The sequence below is a fragment of the Paenisporosarcina antarctica genome, assembly GCF_004367585.1.
Classification (GTDB): domain Bacteria; phylum Bacillota; class Bacilli; order Bacillales_A; family Planococcaceae; genus Paenisporosarcina; species Paenisporosarcina antarctica.
The window spans coordinates 3543426-3570153 of record NZ_CP038015.1 but is presented as its reverse complement, the minus strand read 5'-3'; the positions used below and the strand labels follow the sequence as shown (position 1 = coordinate 3570153).

General features: G+C 35.0%; 25 protein-coding genes. 21 read left to right on the top strand and 4 right to left on the bottom strand.

The genetic code is table 11. From position 1 onward, the window contains the following. The 16 genes from E2636_RS16940 (at position 1) to E2636_RS16865 (ending at position 18606) form a co-directional block, all read left to right on the top strand. Positions 1-444, top strand: a complete 444-nt coding sequence (locus E2636_RS16940) for a tripartite tricarboxylate transporter TctB family protein (RefSeq protein ID WP_134211368.1) — start codon at positions 1-3, stop codon at positions 442-444. 17 nt (positions 445-461) lie between these two features. After that, positions 462-1964 (top strand): tripartite tricarboxylate transporter permease, encoded by a 1503-nt coding sequence (locus E2636_RS16935; RefSeq protein ID WP_134211366.1) that lies wholly within the window; start codon positions 462-464, stop codon positions 1962-1964. A gap of 37 nt (positions 1965-2001) precedes the next feature. Next, positions 2002-3384 carry an SLC13 family permease gene (locus tag E2636_RS16930; RefSeq protein WP_134211364.1) on the top strand — a complete coding sequence of 461 codons (1383 nt, stop codon included), beginning with the start codon at positions 2002-2004 and terminating at the stop codon, positions 3382-3384. Positions 3385-3399: 15 nt separating this feature from the next. Then, positions 3400-4302 carry a methylisocitrate lyase gene (gene prpB, locus E2636_RS16925; RefSeq protein ID WP_134211362.1) on the top strand — a complete coding sequence of 301 codons (903 nt, stop codon included), beginning with the start codon at positions 3400-3402 and terminating at the stop codon, positions 4300-4302. A 9-nt stretch (positions 4303-4311) separates the two neighbouring features. Beyond that, positions 4312-5460 carry a PrpF domain-containing protein gene (locus E2636_RS16920; protein WP_243840691.1) on the top strand — a complete coding sequence of 383 codons (1149 nt, stop codon included), beginning with the start codon at positions 4312-4314 and terminating at the stop codon, positions 5458-5460. 875 nt (positions 5461-6335) lie between these two features. Then, positions 6336-9044, top strand: a complete 2709-nt coding sequence (gene acnA / locus E2636_RS16915) for an aconitate hydratase AcnA (protein ID WP_134211851.1) — start codon at positions 6336-6338, stop codon at positions 9042-9044. 13 nt (positions 9045-9057) lie between these two features. Beyond that, positions 9058-9831: a class I SAM-dependent methyltransferase gene (locus tag E2636_RS16910; RefSeq protein ID WP_134211360.1), complete on the top strand. Its 774-nt coding sequence runs from the start codon at positions 9058-9060 to the stop codon at positions 9829-9831. A 470-nt stretch (positions 9832-10301) separates the two neighbouring features. After that, positions 10302-10961: an RraA family protein gene (locus tag E2636_RS16905; protein ID WP_134211358.1), complete on the top strand. Its 660-nt coding sequence runs from the start codon at positions 10302-10304 to the stop codon at positions 10959-10961. A 79-nt stretch (positions 10962-11040) separates the two neighbouring features. Then, entirely contained in the window at positions 11041-11958 is a 918-nt protein-coding gene (locus E2636_RS16900) for a DUF1932 domain-containing protein (protein ID WP_134211356.1), read from the top strand. Continuing rightward, positions 11945-12907 (top strand): tripartite tricarboxylate transporter substrate binding protein, encoded by a 963-nt coding sequence (locus E2636_RS16895; RefSeq protein WP_134211354.1) that lies wholly within the window; start codon positions 11945-11947, stop codon positions 12905-12907. Before E2636_RS16900 ends, E2636_RS16895 begins: the two co-directional genes overlap by 14 nt. A gap of 68 nt (positions 12908-12975) precedes the next feature. Further along, the gene (locus tag E2636_RS16890) at positions 12976-13440 is read left to right on the top strand and encodes a tripartite tricarboxylate transporter TctB family protein (protein ID WP_134211352.1); all 465 of its coding nucleotides are present in this window, start codon (positions 12976-12978) and stop codon (positions 13438-13440) included. A gap of 15 nt (positions 13441-13455) precedes the next feature. Then, the gene (locus E2636_RS16885) at positions 13456-14952 is read left to right on the top strand and encodes a tripartite tricarboxylate transporter permease (RefSeq protein ID WP_134211350.1); all 1497 of its coding nucleotides are present in this window, start codon (positions 13456-13458) and stop codon (positions 14950-14952) included. A gap of 52 nt (positions 14953-15004) precedes the next feature. Beyond that, positions 15005-16036, top strand: a complete 1032-nt coding sequence (locus E2636_RS16880; RefSeq protein ID WP_134211349.1) for an Ldh family oxidoreductase — start codon at positions 15005-15007, stop codon at positions 16034-16036. 24 nt (positions 16037-16060) lie between these two features. Continuing rightward, positions 16061-16504, top strand: coding sequence for a hypothetical protein (locus E2636_RS16875; protein WP_134211347.1), 444 nt, complete (start codon positions 16061-16063; stop codon positions 16502-16504). A 28-nt stretch (positions 16505-16532) separates the two neighbouring features. Next, positions 16533-17720 carry an MFS transporter gene (locus E2636_RS16870; RefSeq protein ID WP_134211345.1) on the top strand — a complete coding sequence of 396 codons (1188 nt, stop codon included), beginning with the start codon at positions 16533-16535 and terminating at the stop codon, positions 17718-17720. Positions 17721-17757: 37 nt separating this feature from the next. Beyond that, positions 17758-18606 (top strand): MurR/RpiR family transcriptional regulator, encoded by an 849-nt coding sequence (locus tag E2636_RS16865; RefSeq protein WP_134211343.1) that lies wholly within the window; start codon positions 17758-17760, stop codon positions 18604-18606. A 362-nt stretch (positions 18607-18968) separates the two neighbouring features. On the opposite strand, the gene E2636_RS16855 is transcribed toward E2636_RS16865, so the two are convergent. The 3 genes from E2636_RS16855 to E2636_RS16840 all read right to left on the bottom strand — a co-directional run bounded on the left by E2636_RS16855 (position 18969) and on the right by E2636_RS16840 (position 22522). After that, positions 18969-19934, bottom strand: coding sequence for a hypothetical protein (locus E2636_RS16855; RefSeq protein ID WP_134211341.1), 966 nt, complete (start codon positions 19932-19934; stop codon positions 18969-18971). A gap of 549 nt (positions 19935-20483) precedes the next feature. Continuing rightward, on the bottom strand, positions 20484-21587 hold the full coding sequence (gene ytvI, locus E2636_RS16845) for a sporulation integral membrane protein YtvI (protein ID WP_134211339.1): 1104 nt from the start codon (positions 21585-21587) through the stop codon (positions 20484-20486). Positions 21588-21754: 167 nt separating this feature from the next. Then, on the bottom strand, positions 21755-22522 hold the full coding sequence (locus E2636_RS16840) for a DUF6710 family protein (protein ID WP_134211337.1): 768 nt from the start codon (positions 22520-22522) through the stop codon (positions 21755-21757). A 491-nt stretch (positions 22523-23013) separates the two neighbouring features. On the opposite strand from E2636_RS16840, the gene E2636_RS16835 reads away from it, so the two are divergent. Beyond that, the gene (locus E2636_RS16835) at positions 23014-24279 is read left to right on the top strand and encodes a M48 family metallopeptidase (RefSeq protein ID WP_134211335.1); all 1266 of its coding nucleotides are present in this window, start codon (positions 23014-23016) and stop codon (positions 24277-24279) included. Between the two features lie 288 nt (positions 24280-24567). Here the strand turns inward: E2636_RS16835 and E2636_RS19145 are convergent, their stop codons facing one another. Further along, positions 24568-24729 (bottom strand): hypothetical protein, encoded by a 162-nt coding sequence (locus E2636_RS19145; protein WP_166669568.1) that lies wholly within the window; start codon positions 24727-24729, stop codon positions 24568-24570. A gap of 273 nt (positions 24730-25002) precedes the next feature. Here E2636_RS19145 and E2636_RS16830 point away from each other — a divergent pair, with 273 nt between their 5' ends. From E2636_RS16830 to E2636_RS16815, 4 genes are all read left to right on the top strand, one after another. Continuing rightward, entirely contained in the window at positions 25003-25347 is a 345-nt protein-coding gene (locus E2636_RS16830; protein ID WP_243840690.1) for a hypothetical protein, read from the top strand. A gap of 108 nt (positions 25348-25455) precedes the next feature. Beyond that, positions 25456-25725, top strand: coding sequence for a SunI/YnzG family protein (locus E2636_RS16825; protein ID WP_134211331.1), 270 nt, complete (start codon positions 25456-25458; stop codon positions 25723-25725). 94 nt (positions 25726-25819) lie between these two features. Next, on the top strand, positions 25820-26002 hold the full coding sequence (locus E2636_RS16820) for a hypothetical protein (protein ID WP_134211329.1): 183 nt from the start codon (positions 25820-25822) through the stop codon (positions 26000-26002). 52 nt (positions 26003-26054) lie between these two features. Further along, positions 26055-26303 carry a hypothetical protein gene (locus E2636_RS16815; RefSeq protein ID WP_134211327.1) on the top strand — a complete coding sequence of 83 codons (249 nt, stop codon included), beginning with the start codon at positions 26055-26057 and terminating at the stop codon, positions 26301-26303. The last annotated feature ends 425 nt before the right edge of the window (positions 26304-26728 follow it).

The window sequence follows — 26728 nt, the reverse complement described above, 5'->3', positions numbered from 1 at the left end:
ATGTTCCGTTTATTCTTACCAATTATATTCTTTCTAGTAGGTGCGACTTTCCTTATCAGTTCACTAAATTTACCTAAAGCTAGATTAGGAGATCCGTATGGTCCAATGTATTACCCGACTTTGGTATCGGGATTACTTATTTTATTAAGCGTAATATACATTATTCAGGAATGGAGAAAGCGACATGATGGATTTCCGGAATTGGAACTTCTCTTAAAGGGTCGTACACCCTTTCTACTTATTTCGACAATAGTTTTAAGTTTAATATACGCGTTTCTATTTGAGAAAATCGGATTTTTGTTTTCTACTATTATTTTTCTTGGAGGACTTCTATTCATTATCAATGGAAGGAAAAAGTGGATATCAAATATAGTGATTGCAATTTGTTTTTCAGGGCTTACATGGTATTCATTTGCAATCTTACTCAAAGTGAGTCTGCCATAAATAGGAGGTAAGAAATAATGGGAGTAGATTTTAATATAGTACTGGAAGGTTTAATGACAGCGTTGCAACCGATAAATCTTTTCTGGGTTGCACTTGGAGGATTTCTAGGGACAGTAGTCGGAATGCTACCTGGCCTTGGACCAGCTACAGCAATAGCCTTGTTAATACCAATCACTTTTGGAATGGATCCGGTAAGTGCTTTAGTGTTAATGGCAGCAATTTATTATGGAGCAATGTATGGCGGCTCGAGGAGTTCTATCCTATTAAATACTCCAGGAGATGGATCCGCAATTGCAGCAACTTTTGATGGCTATCCTATGGCTCAAAAGGGCCAAGCGGGTCAAGCGCTTGCTATATCAGCAATAGCATCGCTAATCGGCGGGCTAGTTGCAATAGTTGGTTTCATTCTATTGGCGAAACCTCTAGCAAGTTTTGCATTGCGTTTTGGACCGGCTGAATATTTCTTACTTATGATTTTTACGCTATCAGCAATTGTAGCCTTATCAAAAGGGGCGATGATAAAAGGATTTATTTCAATGACAATTGGCCTTTTGCTCACTACGATGGGCATTGATTTACAGTCGGGTGTTCATCGATTTACGTTAGGCCTTCCTGAGTTAAGTGAAGGTATTGATTTTCTTATTGTAATTATCGGAATTTACGCAGTTGGAGAAGTTATGTTTAATTACATAGGAATTGATAAAATAAAAACTAAATCAAAAGAAGTTGGTAAAATTTGGATAACTAAAGAGCAATGGAAACGTTCCAAGTGGCCGATGATAAGAAGTGCACCATTAGGATTTCTAATCGGCGTTTTGCCTGGAGCAGGCGGCGCGATCGCATCTATGCTAAGTTACACAACTGAAAAACAACTTTCAAAACACCCGGAAGAGTTCGGGAAAGGTGCTGTTGAAGGGCTTGCTGCTCCTGAGTCTGCGAACAATGCAGCATCAGTAGGTGCGTTTATTCCACTTCTAACGATGGGTATTCCAGGATCCGGAACAACGGCTGTTATATTAGGTGCTGTTGTCATGCTAGGAATACGTCCAGGACCGCTCTTATTTGAAAATGATCCGCTACTTGTATGGACATTTATTAATAGTATGTTTATCGGAAATATTTTCCTAGTTATAATGAATATTCTAATGGTCGGGATACTTGTCAAAGTATTAGATATACCGGCAAAAGTTCTTTTTCCACTGATACTAGTACTGGCGTTTATAGGTACTTACACATTAAGCTACAGCACAATCGACTTTACGTTCTTATTAATCTTCGGACTGCTTGGACTTGCGATGAAACTGCTAGATTTCCCTATTGCACCTCTAATATTGGCAGTCATTGTAGGCTCTGATATGGAACAAAATTTCAGGAAAAGTATGGTTGGATCAGAAGGGGCATTTAGTGTTATTTTTATGTCGCCTATTACAATAACTCTTACATTGTTAACTCTACTATCATTATTTTATCCACTGATTGTAAGTTGGTTCAAGAAGCGTAAAATTCAAAAATCATTATGATGTTAAAACGATATCAATTCTTAGCAGGTGTGTAACGATGAAAAAAAAGATACTACTTTCTATATCAGTGATTCTTTATTGTATATTTTTATTACCGTTCTTTGAATGGGATATAAAGGTGAAAGCAGTTGTATTATTGTTCATCATACAGATTCTATGGATTGGTAGAGTATTTCCGTTAGCGTTTAGTTCAATTTTGTTAATGATTATGCTTTCTTTTCACTTTTTCTCATTTGAAGAAACCATGAGTTATTTTGGTTCTGGAATAATATGGCTTCTATTTGCAACTTTCATTATCTCACATGCTTTTATTAAGACAGGACTTGCAAGTAGGATAGCACTGAAAATGCTTAGACTTTCTAGTGGTTCAGGAAAAAAGTTGGTTTTTATTTCATTTCTAATTATGTTTGTTCTTTCTGTGTTAATTCCTTCTAACGTCGGCAAAGGTAGTCTGATCGCTTCAGTATTAGATAGTATTGTCACTAATTTAAAAAAAATTAGTAAAGTGACGAATTTGTCTAAATCATTATTTATTGGTTTGACTTATGTTGTCGCGTTATCAGGTTCTTTTGTAGCGACTGGTGCCAGTTCGACAATTTATGCATATGGATTACTTTCAGAAATAACGGATGAAATGAACTATCTAAATTGGATAATGTTGTTTTTACCACCGATTTTTCTTTTTATCGTCTTATTGTGGCTACTATTTATATTGATTTATCCACCTGAAGCAATTGAAAGTAAAGTAGTTGTGAATTTAATCGATGAAAAAATGGGAGAACTAGGAAGTATAACAGTAGATGAAATTAAAGTACTGTGCATAATTGGTTTAGCTGTTATTTTATGGATTACTGAAGGTTTTCATCACTTTTCGGTTCCTTTAATCGCTTTATTGAGTGCCAGTTTAACCGTAATGCCGGTAATTGGAATTTGGAATTGGGAAACAGCACGTAAGAAAGTGGATTGGGATATGATCCTGTTTTTTGCAGGAACCTTAATGGTTGCAAAAATGCTAATTGAAACGGGCGCGGTAGATTGGATTGCCAATGTAATTGTTTTGAAATTTACGGGCTATTCTCCAATACTATTGTTAATTTTCATGATCGTTGTAACGGCTCTAATCCGTATCGTTTTTGTGAATGTTCTAGGATTTTTGACCATTATGATTCCTATAGCTATTACAGTAGGGAATAATGTAACAGGTTTAACTTCGCTTGAGATTGCAATGGCAGTATTTTTAACTGGTGTACCAGGATTTTTACTGATCACACAATCCCCGGTTCATCTTATCAGTTATTCCTATGGACATTTTACTGAGAAAGATTTATTACGGTTCGGTATGTTTTCAACGATAATTTGGCTATTAGTAGTTTTAGGTTCAGTTTTATTTTATTGGAATACAATCATCACAGTTCACTAAAAAGGAGGACTACTAATGACTTGGTTAATTGAAAAACAAAAGAGTCAATCTGAGTTGGCTCAAGAATTTTTACAGCTTATTAATGAAGATCAACTATTAAAAATTATTGGAGCACATGATGGTATGTCAGGTTTAGTCGCCAAACAAACAGGCTTTAAATCATTGTATTTATCAGGAGCAGCGTTCACAGCAAGTAGAGGTCTCCCGGATTTAGGGATTTTACATTCTCAAGAAGTGGCAGAGCGCGCGCGTGATATTATACGCGCAACAAATTTACCATTATTAGCTGATATCGATACAGGGTTTGGTGGAATTTTAAATGTAGCTCGAGCAGCTAAAGAAATGGTTGAGGCAAATGTAGCAGCAATACAGATTGAAGATCAGGATTTGCCCAAAAAATGCGGTCATTTAAATGGTAAAAAACTTATTCCAGTTGAGGAAATGATCCAAAAAATAAAAACGATCAAAGAAGTTGCTCCATCATTAGTTATTGTTGCACGTACAGATGCATTGTCAGTAGAAGGATTAGATAGTGCGATAGACAGACTACATCAATACGTTGAAGCTGGGGCAGATGCTATTTTTCCAGAAGCTCTTACAACTGAAGATGAGTTTCGACAGGTCAGCGGACAATTTACTGTACCACTGCTCGCAAATATGACTGAATTTGGTCGAACTGAGTACTTTACTGCAGAGCAGTTTGAAGACTTCGGCTACTCTATGGTTATTTATCCAGTTACTTCTCTCCGTGCTGCAGCAAAAGCGTATGAAGTAGTATTCAGAGAGATTGCTGAAAAAGGAACCCAAAAAGGTGTCCTTGATAAGATGCAGACTAGAAAAGAATTATACGAAACAATTAAACTACATGATTATGAAAGTTTGGATAAGCAAATTGCTAAAACTGTAATACCCGAATAAGAAGAGGAGGTGTTCCTTATTTCTCAACAATCTGTCCCTTGTGCAGTTTACCGTGGCGGGACAAGTCGCGGCATATTTTTTCATGAAAAGGACTTACCTAGAGATAAAAAGAAGCGAGAGAATATCTTTCTTGCGGGTATAGATGCATATAATCCATCTCAGATTAACGGACTAGGAAGTGGGACATCTCATACCAGCAAAGTCATCGTCATATCAGAACCATCAGTAAAGGAAGCGGTTTTGGATTATACTTTCTACCAGATCGGTATAGGGGAAGCAGTAGTAGACGCAGAAGGTACTTGCGGAAACTTAATGGCTGCTGTTGGAGCTTTTGCGGTGGATGAAGGACTAGTAAACTTAGACATTTTGGATAAAGAAACAACGGTGTTCGTATTCAATAAAAACATTCAGAAAATGATTAAGTTAAATGTTCCTGTAATAAACGGAAAAGCACAGGTATCTGGAGATTATCATATGCCAGGGACAATAATACCAGGTGCCAAATTTGAGGTAGATATCCTATCCCCAGGTGGAGGAATTACCGGGAAATCACTGCCACTTGGAAGCACAACTAAACTGGAAGTAAGTGAAGAGTCTTTCGATGCGTCATTTGCTGATATTGTAAATCCGTTCGTGTTTACAGCAGCTGAGTCTTTCTGCTTAAAAGGTTCGGAACCGAATAGCAAACTGTCACAGGACGCTGAATTGATGAGCAAACTAGAATCCATTCGTCTTAAAGCTTCCGTTTTATCTGGTATGGCTGAAACAGAAAAGGAAGCTATGCAAATTCCATCGATTCCTAAAATCGCCATTCTTTCAAAGCCACATGACTATACAACTTCTAAAGGTGAACTCATTAAAGCAGAAGATGTTGATATTGTAGCGAAAATGGTTTCCATGGGGAAATTTCACCGGACATTTGCAGGTAGTGGATTATATAATTTGGCGGCTTCCGCATTATTACCAGGAACGATTGCGAATAGTTATACTTCTAAACGGTTGGTAGGCCAAAGTGGTACTTTTAGAATTGGACATCCAGAAGGGGTAGCAGTAGTCCGAGTTGCATTAACAAAGAACGGAATGGACATCGAATCAGTCGGTCTTGATAGAACAGCTCGTCTTATATTAAAAGGACTGCTTTATATACCTGAATTGTAATAGAAAGAGTAGTCTGGATGATTAAATCACCTGGGCTATTTTTTTACTAGATAAATCAATTTCATAATAAAAAACTAGTAATAAAATCCGAGCAAAGTTGATTTCCGCTCCATGAGGACGCTTTCCGTGGGGCACGGCTTCAATCTCCTCGTCACTCTAAAACCATGTGCTCCTGCGGTTACTCGTCGCAAAGATACTGGCTTTTGGCCAGCATCTTTCCTGCGGGGCTTTCAGCTCGCACTGTTCCCACTGGAGTCGCCGCATGGCGCTACAATCAAACATACCTGTTTAAAATAAACGGATAATTATCGAATTTAGGAGTTATGAAATTGACTCAAGATAAAAAGTATTTAACCATAGCTTCATACTTGGATTAGTGATGGCTAACTCCACTAGCTTCCTAACACCTGAGCTTAAGACCCTCATGTGGAAAACAATTTTAGATAGAAGAAAATTAACAACTTTTCTTACAAACATTAGAAAGTATATAAAATTGATGTGCCAAAAACCCAGTGTTCATGTGTTTTAGTATAAGAATACTAACATACTAAAATGGAATGGAATTTCTTTGATGGGACTCTAGTGAATCCGATTAATGTAAAGTATTATTTCATTATTTAGAAGTTTCCGGTCAGTGGAAACACTCCAGCGGAGAAAGCGTGTTCAGTGAGACCCCGCAGTCGCTTGCGACGAGGAGGCTCACTGGACCGCCCGCGGAAAGCGTCCACCTGTAACGGAAATCATACCGGAAACCAAAGTAGATACTATATGGAATATCCTTCTAAACTGTTACTTAAATCATTTGCTGTCTTAAAGGACCGTGCGTACTTTGGCTGGTTTTTCTAAAGAAAAAAGGAGGAGCCAACATGAAAGATATGAAAAAGGTATTAACAGAAGACGTCTTTGACGTGCTATCCATGAATGGTAATGAGTATTCTTTCGTAAACTTGAATACTTTGGATAAATCGGTTGATGGAAATATTTCATTACTTCCATACTCCATTAAGATACTACTCGAAACTGCTGTTCGTAATTTTGATGGGAAGTACATAAATATTGAACACATTGAGCAACTGGCAAATTGGAAAGAGCAACAACGATTGGAAAGAGAAATTCCATTTAAACCTTCTCGAATCCTATTTCAAGATTTCACAGGGATACCGGCTCTTGTGGACTTAGCGACGATGAGGGAAGAAGTTAATCGCAAGGGTGGAGATATTGCCGAAGTGAATCCGCAAATCCCAGTAGATCTTGTCATTGATCATTCTGTCATTGTCGACAACTCCGGTAATGTAAACTCCCTATCTGCAAATTTGCATAAGGAGTACGAGCAGAACAACGAAAGATACCGTTTTGTGAAATGGGCTCAAAATAGTTTCCGGAATTTTAGAGCGGTACCTCCATCAAACGGGATTGTTCATCAAGTTAATCTTGAGTATTTAGCTAGTCCGGTAAGGGTAGGTGACTCAGAAAAAGGGCCAAGTATATACCCAGACTCGTTAGTTGGGACGGATTCACATACACCGATGATAAATGGAATAGGAATAATAGGGTGGGGCGTTGGAGGAATTGAAGCGGAAGCTGCCATGCTTGGTCAACCCCTATATTTTGTGATGCCTGAAGTTGTTGGATATAAACTACATGGAAAATTACAAGAAGGAGTAACTGCTACTGACCTAGCTCTTACCATAACTAATCTACTAAGAACAAAAGGTGTTGTCGGAAAATATATTGAGTTTTTCGGAGACGGCTTGGATAATATCTCACTTACAGACCGAGCGACAATTGCTAATATGGCCCCCGAGTATGGAGCGACAATGGGTTACTTTCCAGTGGACCATGTCGCGATGAATTACTTTGAAGAGACTGGACGGGGGGATCTAGTTCCTTTAGCGAAGGCCTATTACGAATCACAAGGGTTGTATCGATCGAAAGACTCTGTTGTTCCAGAATTTACAGAAACAATTGAATTGGATTTGTCCATTGTCGAGCCTTTGTTGGCCGGGCCAAAGAGGCCACAAGATAGTATTCCTCTGGCAAATATGAAGTTAGAATTTGAACAGGCAATTTCTGCACCAATTGCACAACGTGGATATGGACTGGAAGAGAAAGAACTAAATAACAAGGTCCAACTTAATAATGAAGAAGAAATCAAAACAGGGTCTGTAGTACTTGCAGCCATATCAAGTTGTACAAATACGTCAAACCCTAGCGTGATGATTGCAGCTGGGCTTGTTGCTAAAAAAGCAGTGGAATTAGGGTTGAAAAAACCTTCTTTTGTAAAAAGTAGTATCACACCAGGTTCCCGTGTCGTTACTAAATACCTGGAGAAAGCTGGTTTGTTGACTTCCCTTGAGGAAATCGGGTTTTTTATAGATGGTTACGGCTGCGCAACTTGCTGTGGTAATAGTGGTGCACTAGATATATCCGTCGAGAAGGCCATTAAAGATAACAACTTGCTCGTATCCTCTGTATTAAGCGGGAACCGTAATTTTGAAGGAAGAATTCATCCCCTGATAAAAGCAAATTATTTAGGTTCTCCTCCCCTTGTTGTTGCTTACGCATTGGCAGGAACCGTACGAATTGATCTGTCAAATGAACCAATTGGCTTTTCAAAAGACAATGAAGCGGTTTACTTAAAAGATATTTGGCCATCGTCAGATGAAATAAATAAAGTCATGTCCTCTCATATAAAAAAGGAACTTTTCCAGGAGGAATACCAAAGTATTTTTGAGAATGAAACGTGGTCTTCCATACCGGTTTCTGAAGGATTATTGTATCAATGGGATGATAAATCAACATATATAAAAGAAGCTCCTTATTTTAAAGAACAGAAAACGAACGATAATAAGGAACTTGATATAAAAAAAATGAAGACCTTACTCTTGTTAAAAGACTCGATCACTACTGACCATATCTCGCCTGCAGGTCATATCCCGTTAAAAAGTCCAGCTGGATTGTATTTGGCTGAAAAAGAAGTAAATGTCAGAGACTTTAATAACTATGGTGCAAGAAGAGGAAATCACCATGTAATGGTACGTGGGACATTCGGGAATATCCGGATACGTAATGAACTAGCCAATGGAATAGAAGGAGGATTCACCAAGTATTTACCAACAGGTGAAATCATGAGTGTTTTCGACGCAGCAACGAAATACAAAGAGTCTGAACAAAACTTAATCATCATCGCTGGAAAAGAGTATGGAACTGGAAGCTCAAGAGATTGGGCCGCCAAAGGGACCTTCCTTCTAGGAGTGAAGGCTGTATTAGCTGAAAGTTTCGAACGTATTCATCGTAGTAACCTAGTCGGAATGGGTGTTCTTCCTTTGCAGTTTAAAGAAGGAGAAAATGCAGAAACATTAGGATTAGATGGAACAGAAACGTATTCTATTATCGATTTAGGAAATGACATATCAGCGAAACAAAAGGTGCGTATTTTGGTGGAAAAAGAAGAAGGAAATAGTGAATTTGAAGTCATCGTTCGTTTAGATAGCAAAATCGATGTGGAGTATTACCTGAATGGTGGTATTCTCCATACTGTTTTAGAAAATATGTTGGATGGAATGAAGGAGAAATCAAGTTAAAGGAGCCAAACTAATGGAAGATTCTACGAAGGAAAGAGTAAAGTCCGTATTTGGGAAAAATGCTGATAAGTATTTGAAAAGTGAAAGCCATGCAAAAGGGAATGATCTTCCTTTATTAAAAGATTGGTTGGAACCCGAAAATACATGGTCCGTTTTAGATATCGCTACTGGTGGAGGCCATGTAACAAAGGCACTGGCACCTTTCGTAGGAACAGTGTTTTCTACTGACCTTACCGAGGAAATGCTAGAAAATACCGCCAAGCATTTAAACGCAATTTTCGATAATATTATTTTTGTAATTGCCGACGCTGAATCATTGCCTTTTTTAAAAGATACGTTTGATGTGGTAGTTTGTCGAATTGCACCGCATCATTTTCCAAATCCCGAAAAATTTATTGAAGAAGCATCAAGAGTATTAAAGTCGAATGGAAAATTTATTCTAATAGACAATATTGCACCTGCCGATTCTAAACTAGGTGAGTTCATGAATAAAACGGAAAAATTAAGAGACGATAGCCACGTGCGTTGTCTCTCCAAAGATGAATGGAATCATCTTCTACAAGTCAATAATTTGGTCGTGAAGAAATCCCTGGATCGGAAAAAAACATTTGCATATCCTGAGTGGGTAGCACGTACTACAGAAAACGAAGAACAAGTGAATCGAGTGAAACAGCATTTACTACAAGCCGACAAAGAGACGGCTCATTATTTTGCGATTACAAAACAAGGTGACGATATTGAAAGCTTTATGATTGATGAGTGGATGGTCATGTGTGAAAAACTTTGAGCTAAGTTGATATTAATAATCGACAGGGAAATATCCGGGTCGCTATGGATGACACCTCTGCACTATAAGAAGAGAGACGGCGAAGACAACGCTCGTCTCTCTTTTTTAATAAGCGGGTATGTGTCAGGCACTGTCTTAGATTCGTGGGATTTATTAAAGCATAATCGATTTAACAAAGATGGAATGTTCCTACTGAATTTTCGAATATAGGCGTATATGGAATTAAAAACATTTAAAAAATCTGGAACACCCCTTCACGGTTAGTGGGAAGGGGTATTAAGGGTTAGTTTAGTATGTTGTTAGGACTAAACGGTAATTAAATATTCAGAATAAAATGATAAAAGGGTTTACATCAATTAGGTTCAATGGTATTGTTATAAAAATTACTTCTATAAAAATTAATGTAATATTTATAACTACATATTAAATGGAGTAATTCTTTTAAAAAAAAATAACAAAGAGGAGTCAAAATGAATCAATTACCTATTTTATTATCAGAAGAATTAATTAAAAGAGCGGAAAACCTTACATCAACTCTACTATCGGATGCAATGGGTTGTACAGGTTCTATGGATTACAAAATAAAACCTGTTGTCTCAAAAGCTAGAATTGTAGGGACAGCGTTAACTGTTAGCATGAGACCGGGTGACAATCTTTTTCTTCATCAAGCTATCCATTCTGGTTCCAAAGGTTATGTGTTAATAGCGGATGGAAAAGATCATAAAGAAAACGCTTACCTTGGAGAGTTAATGGCAGCAGCCGCAAAAGTCGTAGGACTAGAAGGTATTGTTATTGATGGACTGGTGAGGGATAAAGTAAATCTTGAGGAATTAGGTTTTCCTATTTTTGCAAAAGGATTTATTCCAAATGGACCTTTAAAAGATGGTCCTGGTTTATTAAATTCTATTATTTCATGTGGTGGTGTTGTTGTCTGTCCGGGGGATTTAATTATTGGAGATGAAGATGGAGTTGTGGTTGTACCTAAGGATAGAATATCAGAAGTACTAGAAAAGGCAGAAAAAAAATTAGAGTATGAAGAAAAAAGATTGAAAACAATTTTAGAATATGAAGAAAATAAAGGAACATCAATCGAGCCACCATGGTTAAGTGAAAAAATGAAAGCGTTTTAATAATAACTGTGAGTAATGTCAGATGTTTCAAGTACTAAAACTTATATATAATCATTAAAAATATATAATGTACTAAATTATGGTTAAAAAAAAGGTTGGTGAAGTTAAGGTGATAATTGGTTTTATTGGTTTTGGTGAAGTTGGATACGAAATGTCAATTGGTTTACTAGAAGATGGGGTTAGTAAAATTTACGCATTTGACCCTTTATATGAATCAGAAATGGTTCAAAACCGCGTTAAAAAGTCAGGAGTTATCTTATGTTCTACTGAAGAAGAGTTACTACAGCAAAAAGTGGACGTAGTTATTGTTGCTGTTCCTGCCAACCAATCTTACGTAAGTTGGCAACACATTAGCAAGTTTCTAAATAACTCCACTATATATGTAGATGTATCAACAGCTAGTGCATCTGAAAAAACTAAGGTTTACGAAGAGATTATGAAAAAAGAAAAGTTGTTTGTTGATGCAGCTATGATGGGGCCATTAACTGCTCATAAACATCAGGTGCCTATTTATGCAAGTGGTAATGGTACGGATTTATTTAAAAATTTAATGAGTCCTTATAACATGAATATTACTAAAGTAAGTGAACAACCCGGAGATGCTACTAATATTAAATTTATTCGTAGTATATTTACAAAAGGGGTTTCAACACTATTGTTTGAAGTACTCGAGTTAGCTCATGATTTGAATTTAGAAGATGTCATTCTTGATTCGATTTCAGAAACTATGGATGAAGCACCATTTGAGGAAATTGCAAATCGGTTAATAACAGGTACCGCAATTCATTCAGGAAGACGCGAAAAAGAAATGGAAAATGTTATTGCATTTGTCAAAGAAAATGAGAAGAATCCAATAATGTCTCAAGCTACTAAGGATAAATTAAATTGGTTGACAAGTTTAGGGTTAAAAGAAGAGTTTAATAGTCAAAAGCCTAATGATTGGAAATTGGTTGTAAAAAAAATTAGTGAAGGAGTTATCAAAAATGAAAAAGCTTAAACGAAATGTCTTAATATCAAGTTTGCTTTCTATTGGAGTAATTATTAGTGGATGTGGAAATGAGGAAACAAGTGCTGATTCTAGTGATAAATTTCCGGAGGGTCCTGTTAAAATAGTTGTTCCTTTCTCTGCCGGAGGCGGTGCTGATACTACAGCCCGAGTTATTGCAGAGCATACTGAAGAACATTTAGGAGTAAAAATAGTAACTGAAAATAGAGATGGAGCCGGCGGTACTTTAGGGCAAGAAATGGTTGCTACTGCTGAACCAGATGGTTACACACTCGGATTAATTACAACATCTATTGTTACAAACCCAATCTTTAATAACGTTTCATATACTCATGAAGATTTCATACCTATTGCACAACTTGTAAGTGATGTTGGTTATCTTTATATACCAGGTGATGCGCCTTATGATGATATTGAGTCTTTAATTGAGTACGCAAGTAATAATGGTGTAACAATTGCTGTATCAGGAGCCCAAACATCTGATAACTTTGCTGCTAGGGAGTTTGCTGAAGCGGCTGGAATTCAGTCAACTCCTATACCATATGAAGGAGGATCACGAGCTGTGGCTTCTGCAGCGGGAGGGCATGATGATGCGACAATTAGTAGCTTTTCCGAAGCTGAAGGTCAGGTTCAAAGTGGAAACTTAAAGCCGATTTTAGTATTTAGTGAAGAAAGGTCAGAGCAATATCCTGATGTTCCGACATCATATGAAAAAGGAATTGAGGTAACTGAAGAATCTTGGCGTGGTATAGGTGCTCCAAGTGGAACCGATCCTGAAATTATTAAGTACCTTCAAGAAGCGTTTAAAAAAGGATTTGATGATGAAAAGTATCAAGAAAAAATGAAAAATCAAGGCATGGATACAATGTATAGAAACACTGAAGAATTTCAAAAGGTTATTAACACAAATTATGAACGTTTTAAAAATGCTAAAGAGTAAGACAAATTAATAGTCCCCTTTTATAGGGGACTATCTATAAGTATAGAGCTAGAGTAGGAGGTTATCGTGTGGCAAAAGTTAATTATATCTTATCTGGTTTAATGATTTTATTAGGTATATGGATTTTATTATTGAGTAGTGACCTATCTGGAGACGCAGCAAGTTGGCCGAAATTTTTTACATATTTATTAATCTTGCTATCGGTAGGTTTAGTTTATGACACAAAATTCAAGCCAAATAGAGAAATAGACAGTGCAGGAAACGAAGAAGATGAAATTCCAAAAGATAAAAAACAAAATCGAAACTTAATATATAGCATGGTTTTGTCGGTAATTTACATTTTATTTATGCAATATGTAGGGTTTTTATTATTGACACCAGTTTTTATAGGATTATTATTTTGGTTACTAAAATATCGTTCAATCTTTAAGTTGGCACTATTATCTATAGGCACGACTGTATTTTTAACCGTTGTATTCCAATTTCTTCTAGGTGTACCTATTCCTCAAGGAATTCTTGATAATTTGTTTTAAAGGAGAGAAAGAATTATGGATGTATGGCTTGGAGCAGTTGTAACCGTTTTTTCCCCAATTACATTATTAATAATATTACTTGGTACATTATTTGGATTAGTTATGGGTGCAATACCTGGGATGAGTTCTTCTATGGCAGTAGCAATTATTTTACCATTCACATTTAGCATGGATCCTGCAGGGGGGATAATTCTATTATCTGCTATATATTGTGCTTCTGTTTATGGTGGTTCTATTTCAGCCATACTATTAAATACTCCAGGTACTCCTGCTGGAGCAGCTACAGTGCTAGACGGGTATCCCTTATCACAACAAGGGAAAAGTGGTAAAGCGCTAGGAATATCAGCAATTGCATCCGGAATAGGTGGAATTATTAGCGCTCTAATTCTAATGGCGGCCGCCCCAGCACTAGCCCAACAAGCATTGCGTTTTGGGTCGGCAGAATATTTTGCTGTTGCTATTTTTGGAATTTCAATAGTTTCTAGTTTAGGTGGGAAAAACCCCTTTAAAGGATTAATTGCAGGTACACTTGGAATTTTAATCGCTACAGTAGGTATGGATCCTATTAACGGTTTTCCTAGATTCACTCTAGGCTTCTCTGATTTAACGGGAGGATTCGATTTGATACCGGTCTTAATCGGTTTGTTTTCAGGTTCACAAGCATTTGTTTTAATAAAGAATGCAGGAAAACCTGAAAAGAACAGTGAAATTAGTGTAGCATCAGGAAAAGTTTTACCAACTTTTAAAGAGTTTACAAAATTAATTCCAAATATAACTCGTTCTTCTTTAATTGGTACAGTTGTAGGAATTATTCCTGGCATCGGGGGAGATCCTGCAGCATTTATTGCTTATAATGAAGCAATGCGATGGTCAAAACATCCAGAAAATTTCGGGAAAGGCGAGTTAGCAGGAGTTGCTGCCCCAGAAGCAGCTAATAATGCTGTTACGGGTGGAGCTATGATACCGCTTTTAACTCTTGGGATTCCAGGGAATACTGTGACAGCAATACTTATAGGTGGTCTACTTATACATGGATTACGACCAGGGCCAATGCTTTTTCAAAATCATGGAGACGTAGTTTATGCATTGTTTTTAAGTCTGATCGTTACTAATATATTATTTATGATTTTAGGATTAGTCGGCGTCAAATACTTTACTGCTGTTCTAAAAATTCCAAGCAGACTATTAGGTCCAATGATTTTATTGCTAAGTGTTATAGGAAGTTTTGCTATTTCAAATAATTACCACGACATATGGGTAATGCTCGCATTTGGTATTATAGGTTATATTTTCCGTATTATCAATGTACCATCTACTCCCATTGTCCTTGCAATTATCCTGGGGCCTATAGCTGAAGAAGGATTTAGACAAGCTATGCTGCAATCAGGTGGCGATATTTCAATTTTCTTTACACGACCAATAAGTGCAGTGTTCTTAATAGTAGCGGGAATATCGTTTTTCACTCCTTTTTTCCGAGGGATATTTAGTAGTAAGAAAAAAATTATTAGTTAGTTATTAAAATGGGAATTCAGTATTTGAAAACTTATATTAGAGGTGTAACAGAGTGAATAAAAAAATATCTGAGATATTCGAATTGACTCAAAAAATTTTAGAAGCAAGTGGTGTTAATCCAAAAAGTGCCCGTGAAGTAACTGAATCAATAGTAGACGCAGAAAAACGTGGAATTGAATCTCATGGGTTAATTCGTTTAAAACCATATGTTGACAGAATTCAAGGGAACTTAATTAACGCTGAACCAAACATTAAAATTGTGAAAGACAATAGTTCTATAATGGTAATAGATGGAGATAATGGGTTAGGTCAAGTAGTTGCTATTCAAACATTAGAATATTGTTTTGAAAAGTTACAAACGAATAGCACTGTAATGGCTACTGTTAGAAACAGTAATCACTTTGGAACTGCAGGTTATTTTTCAAGAATAGCAGCTGAAAATGGCTTTTTAGCTATTGTCGCTTCAAATGCTAGTCCAACAATGGCGCCTTGGGGAGGGGTAAATCCTCTCCTAGGTACAAACCCCATTGCAATGTCTTTCCCAGCAAATAACTTTGGAGATTTTACTCTAGATATGGCAACGAGTGGTACAGCTAAAGGGAAAATTCGTACCTATGAAAGAAATGGTACCGATATGCCACCTGGGCTAGCTATTGATAAAGATGGGTATGAGACGCAAGATCCAAAAACCGCTTTAAATGGATCGTTACTTCCAATTGGCCAGCATAAAGGTTACGGTTTATCTATGTTTATTGACGTTCTTTGTGCCGGTTTAAGTGGAGCCTCTTTAAGTAGTGAAACCGAGTCTATGTTCAAATCTGGTAATGTTGCAAATACTGGTCAATTCTTCTTATTAATAAAAATAGAAGATGTAGTTGATTCTGAATCATTTAAGGATAGAATGGAGAGTTGGTTTCAACTACTTAAGAATTCAGAAGAACGACCGGGTTTTGAAGAGATTCTAATACCAGGTGAACTTGAAAATAGAAAGAAAAAAGAAAATTCGCAAATGGTAAATGTCAGCGAAACAACTTATGGAGAACTTCAAGAGATGGCAATGAAGCTTAATATTCAGACTGACTAAAGGATTAAAGAGAGGAAACTGGGTTTGGCAAATTTTCAATTAAAACATACAAATATCCAAAAACTAAATGTAGAAGAGCTAAAAAATTTTCTTCAAGAAAATGAATATAGAGAGTTTATAGAATATTTTTTATTAGAAAATAAAAAAGGTGAAAACGGATTAATTTTTAAAGAACTATTAAATCAGTTAAGCAGTGATGAAGAATCAATTATTAAAGAAGAAATCGAAAAATTTAATATTGTTGTAGATGACAATGCCTTGTGGCGGAAGCCTGCAATTGAAATCTATGAAAGTTTACTATTAAATATTGAAAGTAGTAAAAAGGAAGACTTGATTGAAAGTAAAGGAATATATTTATTTCTGTTATTTTCGATGAATTATGTGTTTTTCTCTTACGCAAATAAAGATTTTCGAAGATTTATTGGAGTAAAGAAAAGAAGCCTTATTAATTCTCTAAGAATAAAATGATGTTCAATTAGCATTATGAAAGAAGCGTATGTATAATGAAGGTAAATTCATGAGAATAAAAGAAAAGTATCTGATTTTAATAAGTACATCCATTTTCATGTTTGCTATTGCAGGAAGTAGACCCCTAATTTCTTTATATTCAACTGAATTAGGGGCTAATATTGCAGAGGTAGGATTAATTACTTCATTATTTTCATTACTTTCTTTGTTTTTAGCGATACCATTAGGAAGATCTATTGATAAAGTGAATGTTAAAACCCCTTTATATCTATGTCTAGGTTTATGTAGTATTTCTTTAATTATTCCCTTTGTACTAGGAAACATAATTGGAATATGTATCTCACAAATACTAGCGGGTGTTGCGCAAATGACTTTTGTGATTTCTATCCAATCGTATGCTGGAGGTATGAAGGATAGAAAAACACAAGAATATTACATAGCAATTTTTAGTATCGGGGTTGCTATCGGGAGTTTTGTTGGTCCTTTGGTCAGTGGTTTATTATCACAAAGCCTTGACTATGCGACTGTGATGTTCTACTTAGGGATGACAGTTATTTTTGCTTTCCCCTTTATCTATTATTTACTAGGTTATAGTAGAACAATAAAAGATGAAATTAAGGATAATAAAATAAAAGACACCTTTGATTTATTAAATAATCATGCTTTAAGAAAGGCTATATTAATAAGTGCTTTATTGTTATTAGGTAAAGACATATATATTTCCTTTTTTCCGTTACTTGCCCAAAGTAAAGGCATTTCTAATGCGATGATAGGCTTAATCATATCAGTAAATGCAGCAGCAGGAATATTCATTAGGATGGTAACACCGCTTCTCCTTCAACAATTCAAAAGTAGTATTATTATTACGACAGCTTTAGTTATTGGTGGTTGTTCATATATCCTAAATCCTCTTGCCGATAATTTTTTTATATTACTTTTTGTTTCTTTTATTCTTGGTCTTTGCTTAGGAGTTGGCCAACCATTATCAATATCGAATACTATACGTGCACTACCAGCTGCACGTATAGGAGAGGGTCTTGGATTAAGGCTTTCAATTAATAAGCTTACTCAGGTCGTAGCTCCAGTTGTTCTTGGTGGAGTTTCTAATCTATATGGGATTTTTTCAGTCTTTTACATTACAGGCTTTATTATTTTCTTTGGATCCATTGATTTCAAAGCAGCTACTAAGTTGACTTTAAGAGTTAAAAAGAAGTGAAATTATATGTCGCATAGGTAAAGATGGGGTGAAGATAATGAGTGATACAATAACAATTTTAAGAAATAAAATTTCTGATTTAACAGACTCTCAAAAAATGGTTGGGAACTATATCCTGAAAAACCCTTCTGAAGTTGCTTTTTTAACAGTAGATGAGCTATCAAGACAGGTAGGAACTAGTACTACAACTATTATGAGATTATCTGTTAATCTAGGGTATTCTGGTTATACTGAATTTCAAAAAGGACTCCAAACACTCTTACGTAATCAAACTGCGCCTTTTAACCGCTTAGAAAAAAACGTAAGAGACGTTTCCCAAGATAATTTATGGGTAAGTAGTATCAATTATAATATTAATCAAATTCAGTCAGTAACAGATTTAGTTACTGATGAACTTCTAGAACTTGTAATAGAGAAAATTATGTCCGCAAAAAGGATTTTTTGTGTCAGTGTTAGAAGTGGACTTCCAGTAGGTCAATACCTAACTCATGGAATAAATCGTACACTGGGTAATTGTAAATTAATAGAACCGGATAACAGCGAATGGATTGATGATGTAATAAGCTTCGATTCCTCGGACTTAGTCATTGCTACTAGTTTCCCGAGATATGCGAAAAGAATTATTGACTTTGTTTCAATAGCTAGGGAATACAATGCAAGTGTTGTAAGTATTACAGATAATTACTCTTCTCCTATTGTAAATCATTCAGATATTGTTCTCCCATGTGATTCAAGTAGTATGGCCTTTCATAATTCTCCTCTCGTAGCGATGATTGTTGCTGACTATCTCATCAGTGCAATAGCAATAAGAAATTTAGAAAGTACAAAAAAACGTTTGAATGAAGTTAATGCCCTCTTGTCTAAGGTTAATTACCACATAAAGTAGAGATTTAATGATAGGTATGTCTGTAATTTAGAATATTACAAAAATTTTTGAATACCCCTTCACGGTAAATGTGAAGGGGTATTCTTGTATAGAAATGTGATAGCTTAAGATTAAGAGGCTATTTCGTTCTATGAACTTCTTCTTTCTCAGCTGTCTTCAAGTCCAACCAGGCTTTTAGATAACCCTGTATCACTAAATCTTTAATCAAAATGATAATAATTGGGGATATCAATAGACCCTACAAACCCCGAGATGTTGATACATGAGTCTAACCCTCGGAAAGATTAAGTAAGTAACTACATTTCAAACTACGTAGTCAAGAGGAATTGCAGGTCAACTAGACCGAATCGTCAATTTTTAGCTTATTTTTTGTAATATCTATATACCTTCTCACCTTCTATTTCTACACGTAGTTCATTTCCTGTAAGGTACACTACGGCATTTTTGCCTTCGAAGTGTTTGATATGGTCACTATAGGGGGAGTAGACAACACCGTGTAGTTTTTTTGTGGTTGGTGGTTCTTTCAAAATGACTCCGTAATTAGTCGATTCTTTCTCCCAATAACCACTCGATGACAGTTCGCCAAGGTCGATTTTATACCTCTTACCTTCTTTAGTGACACGCACCATGTAATAATAATTGCTTCCAATCTCTTCTTGATATTCTCCTTCAATTCCCCGCAGCATGTATTCGTCCCTTAAAGGGATATCCACATCTTGAATTTCAAATGTGTCAGATTGATACACAATTTTATACTCTAAATTTTCTCCACAATTGTTTCTATCACACGAATCTTCATTGATGGTAAATTTAATAATTAACTCCAAGTCTCCTTCAACATCATAATTACCGCCACCAGAGCCGGAGAAGTAACTGTAGAAATCCGTTTCATACATGCCACTTCGGAAATCTAATTTGTACCCTAATTCTTCACCCAATGCCGCCAACTTCTCCTTTGAGTAATTTTCAACATTCCCCTCGAATGCGTACTTTTCGATGTTCTTCTCGATGTAGGCGTTGCCTATATGTGCGTGTACACTCATTCCAATATGGAATAGTACAAACACACCTATCGTAATGGCACCTGTAATAGCTAGACGATTCTTCCCAAACTCAACTTTTAAGAGGGAAAACATAATGAGTGTCACGACAAAATTAAAGATGAAAATGATGACAGGTAAGCCAATAAAAGATCCCATAAACATAACACCAGCAAAAAAATTTGTCGGGTCATACCAGGTCATATAAACTGAAAATAAATACAATAGAATTAATGTGATATTACCTACTAAAATACATATCAGTTTTTTAAATAATTCCTTGCTCATTTTATAAAACCCGCCTCTTTCTTAGATTTCTCATGAAACATCCAATATTTTTGAAAGAATGTATAAAAGTCAAATTAGTTGCTAATAATATATTCAAAAAACCATTTTCTTCATTATTGAATAAATAGACTAATTAATAGATTTGTCATTAAACTTAACAAATAGTAGATACAGTATATAAAACAAAATATGTAATAGGGTTATTTCTTGAGTTGCTATATATAAGAGAAAAGAAGAAGGGAGGAAATAGCTCTTATGAAAACTTTTATAACAAATTTGCAAAAGCGATTGGCATAAGTATCATTTTACTTTTATTTAATCCTGAGTTAATGATGGTAGGATCTAGTATTAGAGAGAATGCATATGAGTCGATTGTAGTAGCTTATTAGTCATAATAATCGTTTTGATTTTAAGAAAACCCACATCACGAGCATAATAATTGAAAAAATGTAAAGAGAAATGAAAACCAGTAGAAAAGCGATTTATGGCTTTTCTACTGGTTTTTTGAACATGTTAATTCCCAACTAATAGACTGTTTAACTAAATTTTTTAATATTTACTATGAACATCTTTCACAGCTGGCTTCAAGTCCAGCCATACTTTTAGATAACCTTGTTCCGCTAAAGCTTTAATCAAAATGATAATAATTGGGGATATCAATAGACCTATAAACCCTAAGATGTTGATACTTATGATGAGTGCAGCTAGCATAACAGAAGCTGAGACACCTAAAGAATCTCCTATTATTTTTGGCTCTAGCACCTGTCTAGTTCCTAATACAACGACGAGTAATGCAATTAACCATACAGCTAGAAAGATATTTTCAGTAATGAATAAATAAATAATCCAAGGGATGAATAAAGTGGAGACACCCAATAGTGGCAAAACATCAAAAATACCTGCTAATATGGCAATCGTTAATGCATTCTCTACACGAAGAATGAGAAGTACGATTAAGACAACGATAAAGGTAACTCCGATTAGTTTCAATTGAGCCTTCATGTATCCTGAAATGCCTTTTAACACATTTTCTTTTAAAAATGAAAAAGAAGTTTTTACACCTTGAGGAGCATAAGTATTATAGAATTTCTTCCAAATTTTAATATCTAAACTCAAAAAGAAAGCGAAAAAGAACCCTAGGGTTAAGTTAGCTATGATTGTAATACTAGAAGAAAGTGTTGCTAAGAGACCTAGTAAGAATCCTGAAAGTAGTGTCGAGATTTTTGCTATTGCAGTGGTTGTGTATTCTTTTGTTTTTTCTAAAGCTTCTGGAGGGATATTATTAATATTCCCTTGAATAAAATCTGTTTGGTTGACAATAAAATTCTCAAATGATGCAGCATATTGAGGAATGGACTGTGATAATTGTTGCATTTGTGTAAAGAAAATAGCGCCAATGGTTGTAAAGATACCAAGTATGACCACTACAAATAGAGTGAAGGATAGTGTAGTTGCAATTCCTTTCTTTAAGCCCTTTCTGTTAAGGAATAAAGCGAGAGGTTCAGTGATTGAATAAATGATTAAACCAATAAATATCGGTGCTGCAATTTTGAGTAAAAACTCTGAACCTAATAATATGAAATAAAAGGTTGCGATCATTAATAATATGTTAATGATCTTTTTGTAATGGTTTTTATAAAATGTTAAAAACATAAAAACACCTCTATCTAACTGGATTAGTTGAAATTAATTTCATCTTGGAACTTCCAAATTATATCATGTTTTAATAGTTTGCCTAAGGATAATTTTAGGGGACCGCAGTCTAGATGTAGCTAACTATCAATTATTATCTTATAGAGTTCATATTTAGAGTCAATTTTCTAATAGCTTATCGAATTCTCAGTCATCATACGACCTATTTCAAAAATTGCCGCAAACTCAGCATTCATAACTGGAGAGATTATACTGCCATCTTCTTTCCGATAATAATTAAGACCATCACAATACACATAATCATAAACATCACTAATATCATAAACATTTTTTGGAATAATATGACCTTTACCTTGAATTATTCCAGTAGATATTGAATGATTTCCACTACCAACCCATGCAATCCCCATGGGCAACCATAAATTTACGTAGTGATTATTGTAATCTTGACGCCACTGCCCCCTTCGTCTACCTTCCCCAATCATAGCAATACAAGTAACCATTCTTGATTTTTTCCATGAACAAGGCAACACTAGGTCGCGATTTAATGAAATTACTTTATCCGTTTTTAGCTTCCTCATTACATCCTCGAAAATAGTACCATCCTTAGAAATCCAGGCTGATGGATCGAAAAGTACATCTTTGGGAGACAAAATAGATAGTAGTGCTTCATCTCTTTGGTATAAAAGATTAGTTAAATATTGAGATTGAAGTTGTCTTCCAATCAATCTAACAACATCAATTAAGGGATGTTCATTCTCTTCTTTTAACCTATCTTTACTATTCTTAAAATCCTTTGCCTGATCCAAAACTGATTCAGAAAATCTCATAATACTATCGAAGTTGTTTTTAATTTCTAGATTAGTGGATGATTTATGCCTTTTGACTGAGGATTGTTTGATGCGTTTAGACTGTTTATTCCTAAATATGAACAAATTACTGCCTCCTTCATACGTAAAATAAACATATGAAGTTAACTGGTTGTAAATTCCTCGATATTTTCAGAATTCAGGGGAATAGCAATTGAAAAATTCTGTGGCCGGGGGTTATGTCAAACCAATGTGATACACCATACCATCCATAAGTGAATTTCTATCTTGAATTAGGTTACGACATTATGAGGCAGGTGAGTTTAAGTAGATGTTCACGAAATTTTAAAAAGTCGGTCTTCCTAATTATGAAAATCGGCTACTTTTATTATTATCATTATTTCAACTTATATATACTTCATCTGTAACTGGTTGGAACCATTCATTAGGACATTGTCATTTTCCTAAATACTCCGTGATGATATCTCAAAGTCGTCCGAAGTGGGCTTTTCTTAATAGAATAGTTGGATTAAAGCATATTTGTTTGAATATAGTACTATCTTTTCTGTTTTTGAGTACACTAAATTAAGTAAGAGAGCGTGAGTGGAGGTGTTGATTTGGCGAAAAAATGGGGAATTATAGCCATTTTCTTATTTGGGGTATATGCTCTTCTGATGTATGTTTATATCTTCCATAATGGCGGTGGGGGTATACCAGCAACTTTGAAAGGAACTGTTGCAGATCCAAATGTTTTTATGTCAGAGCGAGAATTGTACCTTAGCGAGGAGTATTCAAGAATAAAAAATTTTCTCTTTTTTGTATCAATACCATATGAATGGCTTGTCTATTTATTTATCCTGATTACTGGACTTTCTCTAGCGTTTGAAAGGTGGATTCCTTTACAGAATAAATGGGCAATTTTACAAAATGGAGTATATGTATTTTTACTGTCCGTTCTTACGTTTATTCTTTTATTTCCTTTCGATTATTACAGATATTTCTTAAGTAAAAAATATGGGATTAGCACCCAGGATTTCAATTCTTGGATGAGTGATAATGTCATTGATTTTTGGGTTAACTTAGGGACGACTTTAGTAATTGTAACGGTTCTGTATTGGCTTATAAATAAAAGCACAAAGAGATGGTGGTTAAATGCTTGGTTACTAATGATTCCGTTCTCCATTTTCCTCATGTTTATTCAACCAGTAATAATTGACCCATTATATAATGATTTTTATCCGCTAACAAATAAAGAATTAGAGACGAAAATTCTTGCGTTGGCTGAGCAAGCAAAAATTCCAGCAGAACATGTGTATGAAGTTAACATGGCGGAAAAGACAAATGCTCTAAATGCCTATGTTACGGGGATTGGGAATAATTCAAGAATCGTATTATGGGATACGACTTTAAACCGCTTATCAGAAAATGAAATTCTCTTCATTATGGCTCATGAGATGGGGCATTATGTGGAAAAACATATATACTTCAAAATCGCGGGTTATATCCTAACGACGCTTGTCGGGCTCTGGTTAACTGCTAAAATAATGCCTTGGGTCATCCACCGCTTTGGGCGTGTATTAAAAATTAAACGAGTAAACGCTATTCATTCATTGCCATTATTTTTACTGATTACATCTTTTCTATTATTCGTATCAAGTCCAATTTCAAATTATAGTTCTAGATATCAGGAAATAAGAGCTGATCAGTATGCAATCGACCTAATGAACGACCCGGAAGCAGCTGTCAAAACTTTTCAAGAACTTACGAAGTCAGGATTAAGTGAAGTGAATCCTCCATTACTCGTAAAATGGTTTCGATATTCACATCCGACAATGCTAGAAAGAATAAATAAAGTGGCAAATGAAAATGAATTGAAAGAGTGAGGGGGAAGACGGGACCACATTTCATACTATTTTTATGATATTTAATCGGAAACAAGTTCTTGAAATAAATCTTCTCCTACTCATGTATTCAGTTCGAAGCATCTTGCTTTATCTCTAATGTACTACTTGAGGAAATGAAACTTTTCTGAAAAATGAAGCTATCGATGCGTTTAAGTAAGGGTCATGACGGGCGTCATGACCCTTGAAATTTCCAAGATCAATAGGAGAGACATTTAATCCAGAGGTTCAACTGTCCGTTATCCTATAAAGTGAAAATTCTTTATAAAGTTAATTAAATAACGTTGTAAATACAATTGAAAGAAACATGCTAAAAATTAACGTCATCATCCAATTAATTTTACTAGTTGTCTTTAAGAGTATATTTAAAATAGATCCTATGATAAGCATAACAATAAAGACACCTACTAGAGAAATAAAGTTGTAATCCATAATTACATCCATCCTTTTTATTATTTATTATGGTCTCAGTAGTTGGGATAGTTTTGCGGATGAATATGCAGAAAATCATACAGAACAAGGAGACCTTCATAAGAAAATCTTTAAAAACTCAACTATATAAGAATAATTTATCAAATATTGAAACATTTTGAAAGAATTTTCGTATATACGAGTAAGCAATAGGTAAAGGGGGAGTTTTACATTAAAAAGTTTTTATACTATTTCACTTGTACAGTAGTTATAGGGTTTCTTATTTACCTGGGGATGAAGTACAATATTCGGTTAGTAGAAGAAGCAAGTCAAACATATGAAATGCTACCTGTATTAATATTTGCAACAATATTCCCTATTGTTATTGGATTTATCTTACGATTGCCTAAATTGATTATGGAAATTAAAGATAAAAAAGAATGGACGTTTAATTGGATTAAGGTAATTGCAATAGGTATGCCAACCTTATATATATTATTATTACCAATCTTGTCATATACTTCTTTTGGAATGGACTTATTATTCGCAAAAGAGTTGCTGCTAATTGGAAATACTACACTGATTACAATAGCAGGAATAGTTTTTGGATATGTCTTATTAGACAGTATAAAAAAATAAGTTATGTCAAATAGCGAGTGCTTAAGTTAAAAAACCTGTTGAATAAGTGAATCGAGGGTTTATGTACAGATTTTCTTAGTACGCTAATTAATAGTAAGGAGGGATATTTTGTTTGAAGTATTTGTAAAAAAAGTTAATTCTGATATCGTGATTAGATGGCTATTATCAAAGATAACCATTCCAATAGCTGATATTTTAACAGTTACCACAGATGACACTTATGGCGGAAAAGAAAAACAGGCAATAAGAATTGGAATGCCATATGGTACAACAGATAGAGTAGTTATCATCACAAACGAAAACACATATCTTTTATTTACAACCAACTACATCTCGATACAAAAAAAACTTAACTCGTACATCCATTCAATTAAATAAAGACTGTCAAAAGCCGTTGGCGTTTTCCAAGTGAGGAATTTGTTTTGAGGTATAAATTGACTGACTTTTAAAACTGACATAAGGAAGTGGAAATTTGAAGACATCGACTGGGTTATTAATTCTAATTGTTGTAATGCATCTTATCACACTTACTAATATTACCCTTTTCAATGGGGAGTGGAATGGAATAGCTTTATGGTTAAATACAGGTTTATTTATAGCAGCGATAGCCTTCTATTCATTGAGTAAAACAAAAAATAAAAAATCTGTTAGTTGAAATATTTTGGAAGTTAATTCGTATTAGTAATAGTTTTGTGGAGATGAAAAATATGAAAATTGAAATTGAAGTTAAAGCATTTGGAGAAGTTGAAGTTCAAGGTATAGAAGATGCCTTTAAAGGTGTGGAACTAGTGGGTATACATAAACTATCTAAAAATACAACATTAGGTGAATTAGAAGTACTATTATCTACGCTATTTGAAGAAGTTGAAAAGGGTAATAAAAATCCAAAGCAATGTGTCGGTAAAATCACGATTCGAGCAAAAAAGGAAAATGGTGAGATTGTATATTTAGGTTAAAATGTTTGTTGAACTAACGCACACTTATATACAGTATTAGATCAAAAACCTACAAAAATGATTGATAGAATGTACCTGTTATCAGCCAATACATGTAGTCACAGATAAGAGTTTGAGCTACTCTATTTGAGCACCTTTTAGGTCAATTGGATCGTTAAGGATTGAATCAGGTTATTTACCGTGCCTTCCCGGGCTATGGCTTGCTGCCCTTGATGTGGAGTGTGGAAGAAGTACGCATTCCACACTCCATATCAAGGTTTATAGTTACTAATTCCGTATATCATTGAGTGCGTTAAAAACTATAAAAAATCACGGTATAAGTAGCAGTGCACCATTGTAGGCAAAAACCAATTATTTAAATACAATAATTGTTGTTTGATATAAACAGGTATTCTTCAATCTCTACACGTAGATTATTAATAGGA

Bases quoted from the DNA above. Each gene is read 5' to 3' on its own strand.
- E2636_RS16855 (WP_134211341.1), bottom strand. From the start codon at position 19,934: ATGAGCAAGGAATTATTTAAAAAACTGATATGTATTTTAGTAGGTAAT.
- E2636_RS16935 (WP_134211366.1), top strand. From the start codon at position 462: ATGGGAGTAGATTTTAATATAGTACTGGAAGGTTTAATGACAGCGTTG.
- E2636_RS16885 (WP_134211350.1), top strand. From the start codon at position 13,456: ATGGATGTATGGCTTGGAGCAGTTGTAACCGTTTTTTCCCCAATTACA.
- E2636_RS16870 (WP_134211345.1), top strand. From the start codon at position 16,533: ATGTATAATGAAGGTAAATTCATGAGAATAAAAGAAAAGTATCTGATT.
- E2636_RS16910 (WP_134211360.1), top strand. From the start codon at position 9,058: ATGGAAGATTCTACGAAGGAAAGAGTAAAGTCCGTATTTGGGAAAAAT.
- E2636_RS16865 (WP_134211343.1), top strand. From the start codon at position 17,758: ATGAGTGATACAATAACAATTTTAAGAAATAAAATTTCTGATTTAACA.
- E2636_RS16895 (WP_134211354.1), top strand. From the start codon at position 11,945: ATGAAAAAGCTTAAACGAAATGTCTTAATATCAAGTTTGCTTTCTATT.
- acnA (WP_134211851.1), top strand. From the start codon at position 6,336: ATGAAAAAGGTATTAACAGAAGACGTCTTTGACGTGCTATCCATGAAT.
- E2636_RS16815 (WP_134211327.1), top strand. From the start codon at position 26,055: ATGAAAATTGAAATTGAAGTTAAAGCATTTGGAGAAGTTGAAGTTCAA.
- E2636_RS16940 (WP_134211368.1), top strand. From the start codon at position 1: ATGTTCCGTTTATTCTTACCAATTATATTCTTTCTAGTAGGTGCGACT.
- E2636_RS16900 (WP_134211356.1), top strand. From the start codon at position 11,041: ATGGTTAAAAAAAAGGTTGGTGAAGTTAAGGTGATAATTGGTTTTATT.
- E2636_RS16905 (WP_134211358.1), top strand. From the start codon at position 10,302: ATGAATCAATTACCTATTTTATTATCAGAAGAATTAATTAAAAGAGCG.
- E2636_RS16930 (WP_134211364.1), top strand. From the start codon at position 2,002: ATGAAAAAAAAGATACTACTTTCTATATCAGTGATTCTTTATTGTATA.
- ytvI (WP_134211339.1), bottom strand. From the start codon at position 21,587: ATGTTTTTAACATTTTATAAAAACCATTACAAAAAGATCATTAACATA.
- prpB (WP_134211362.1), top strand. From the start codon at position 3,400: ATGACTTGGTTAATTGAAAAACAAAAGAGTCAATCTGAGTTGGCTCAA.
- E2636_RS16830 (WP_243840690.1), top strand. From the start codon at position 25,003: ATGAAGTACAATATTCGGTTAGTAGAAGAAGCAAGTCAAACATATGAA.
- E2636_RS19145 (WP_166669568.1), bottom strand. From the start codon at position 24,729: ATGGATTACAACTTTATTTCTCTAGTAGGTGTCTTTATTGTTATGCTT.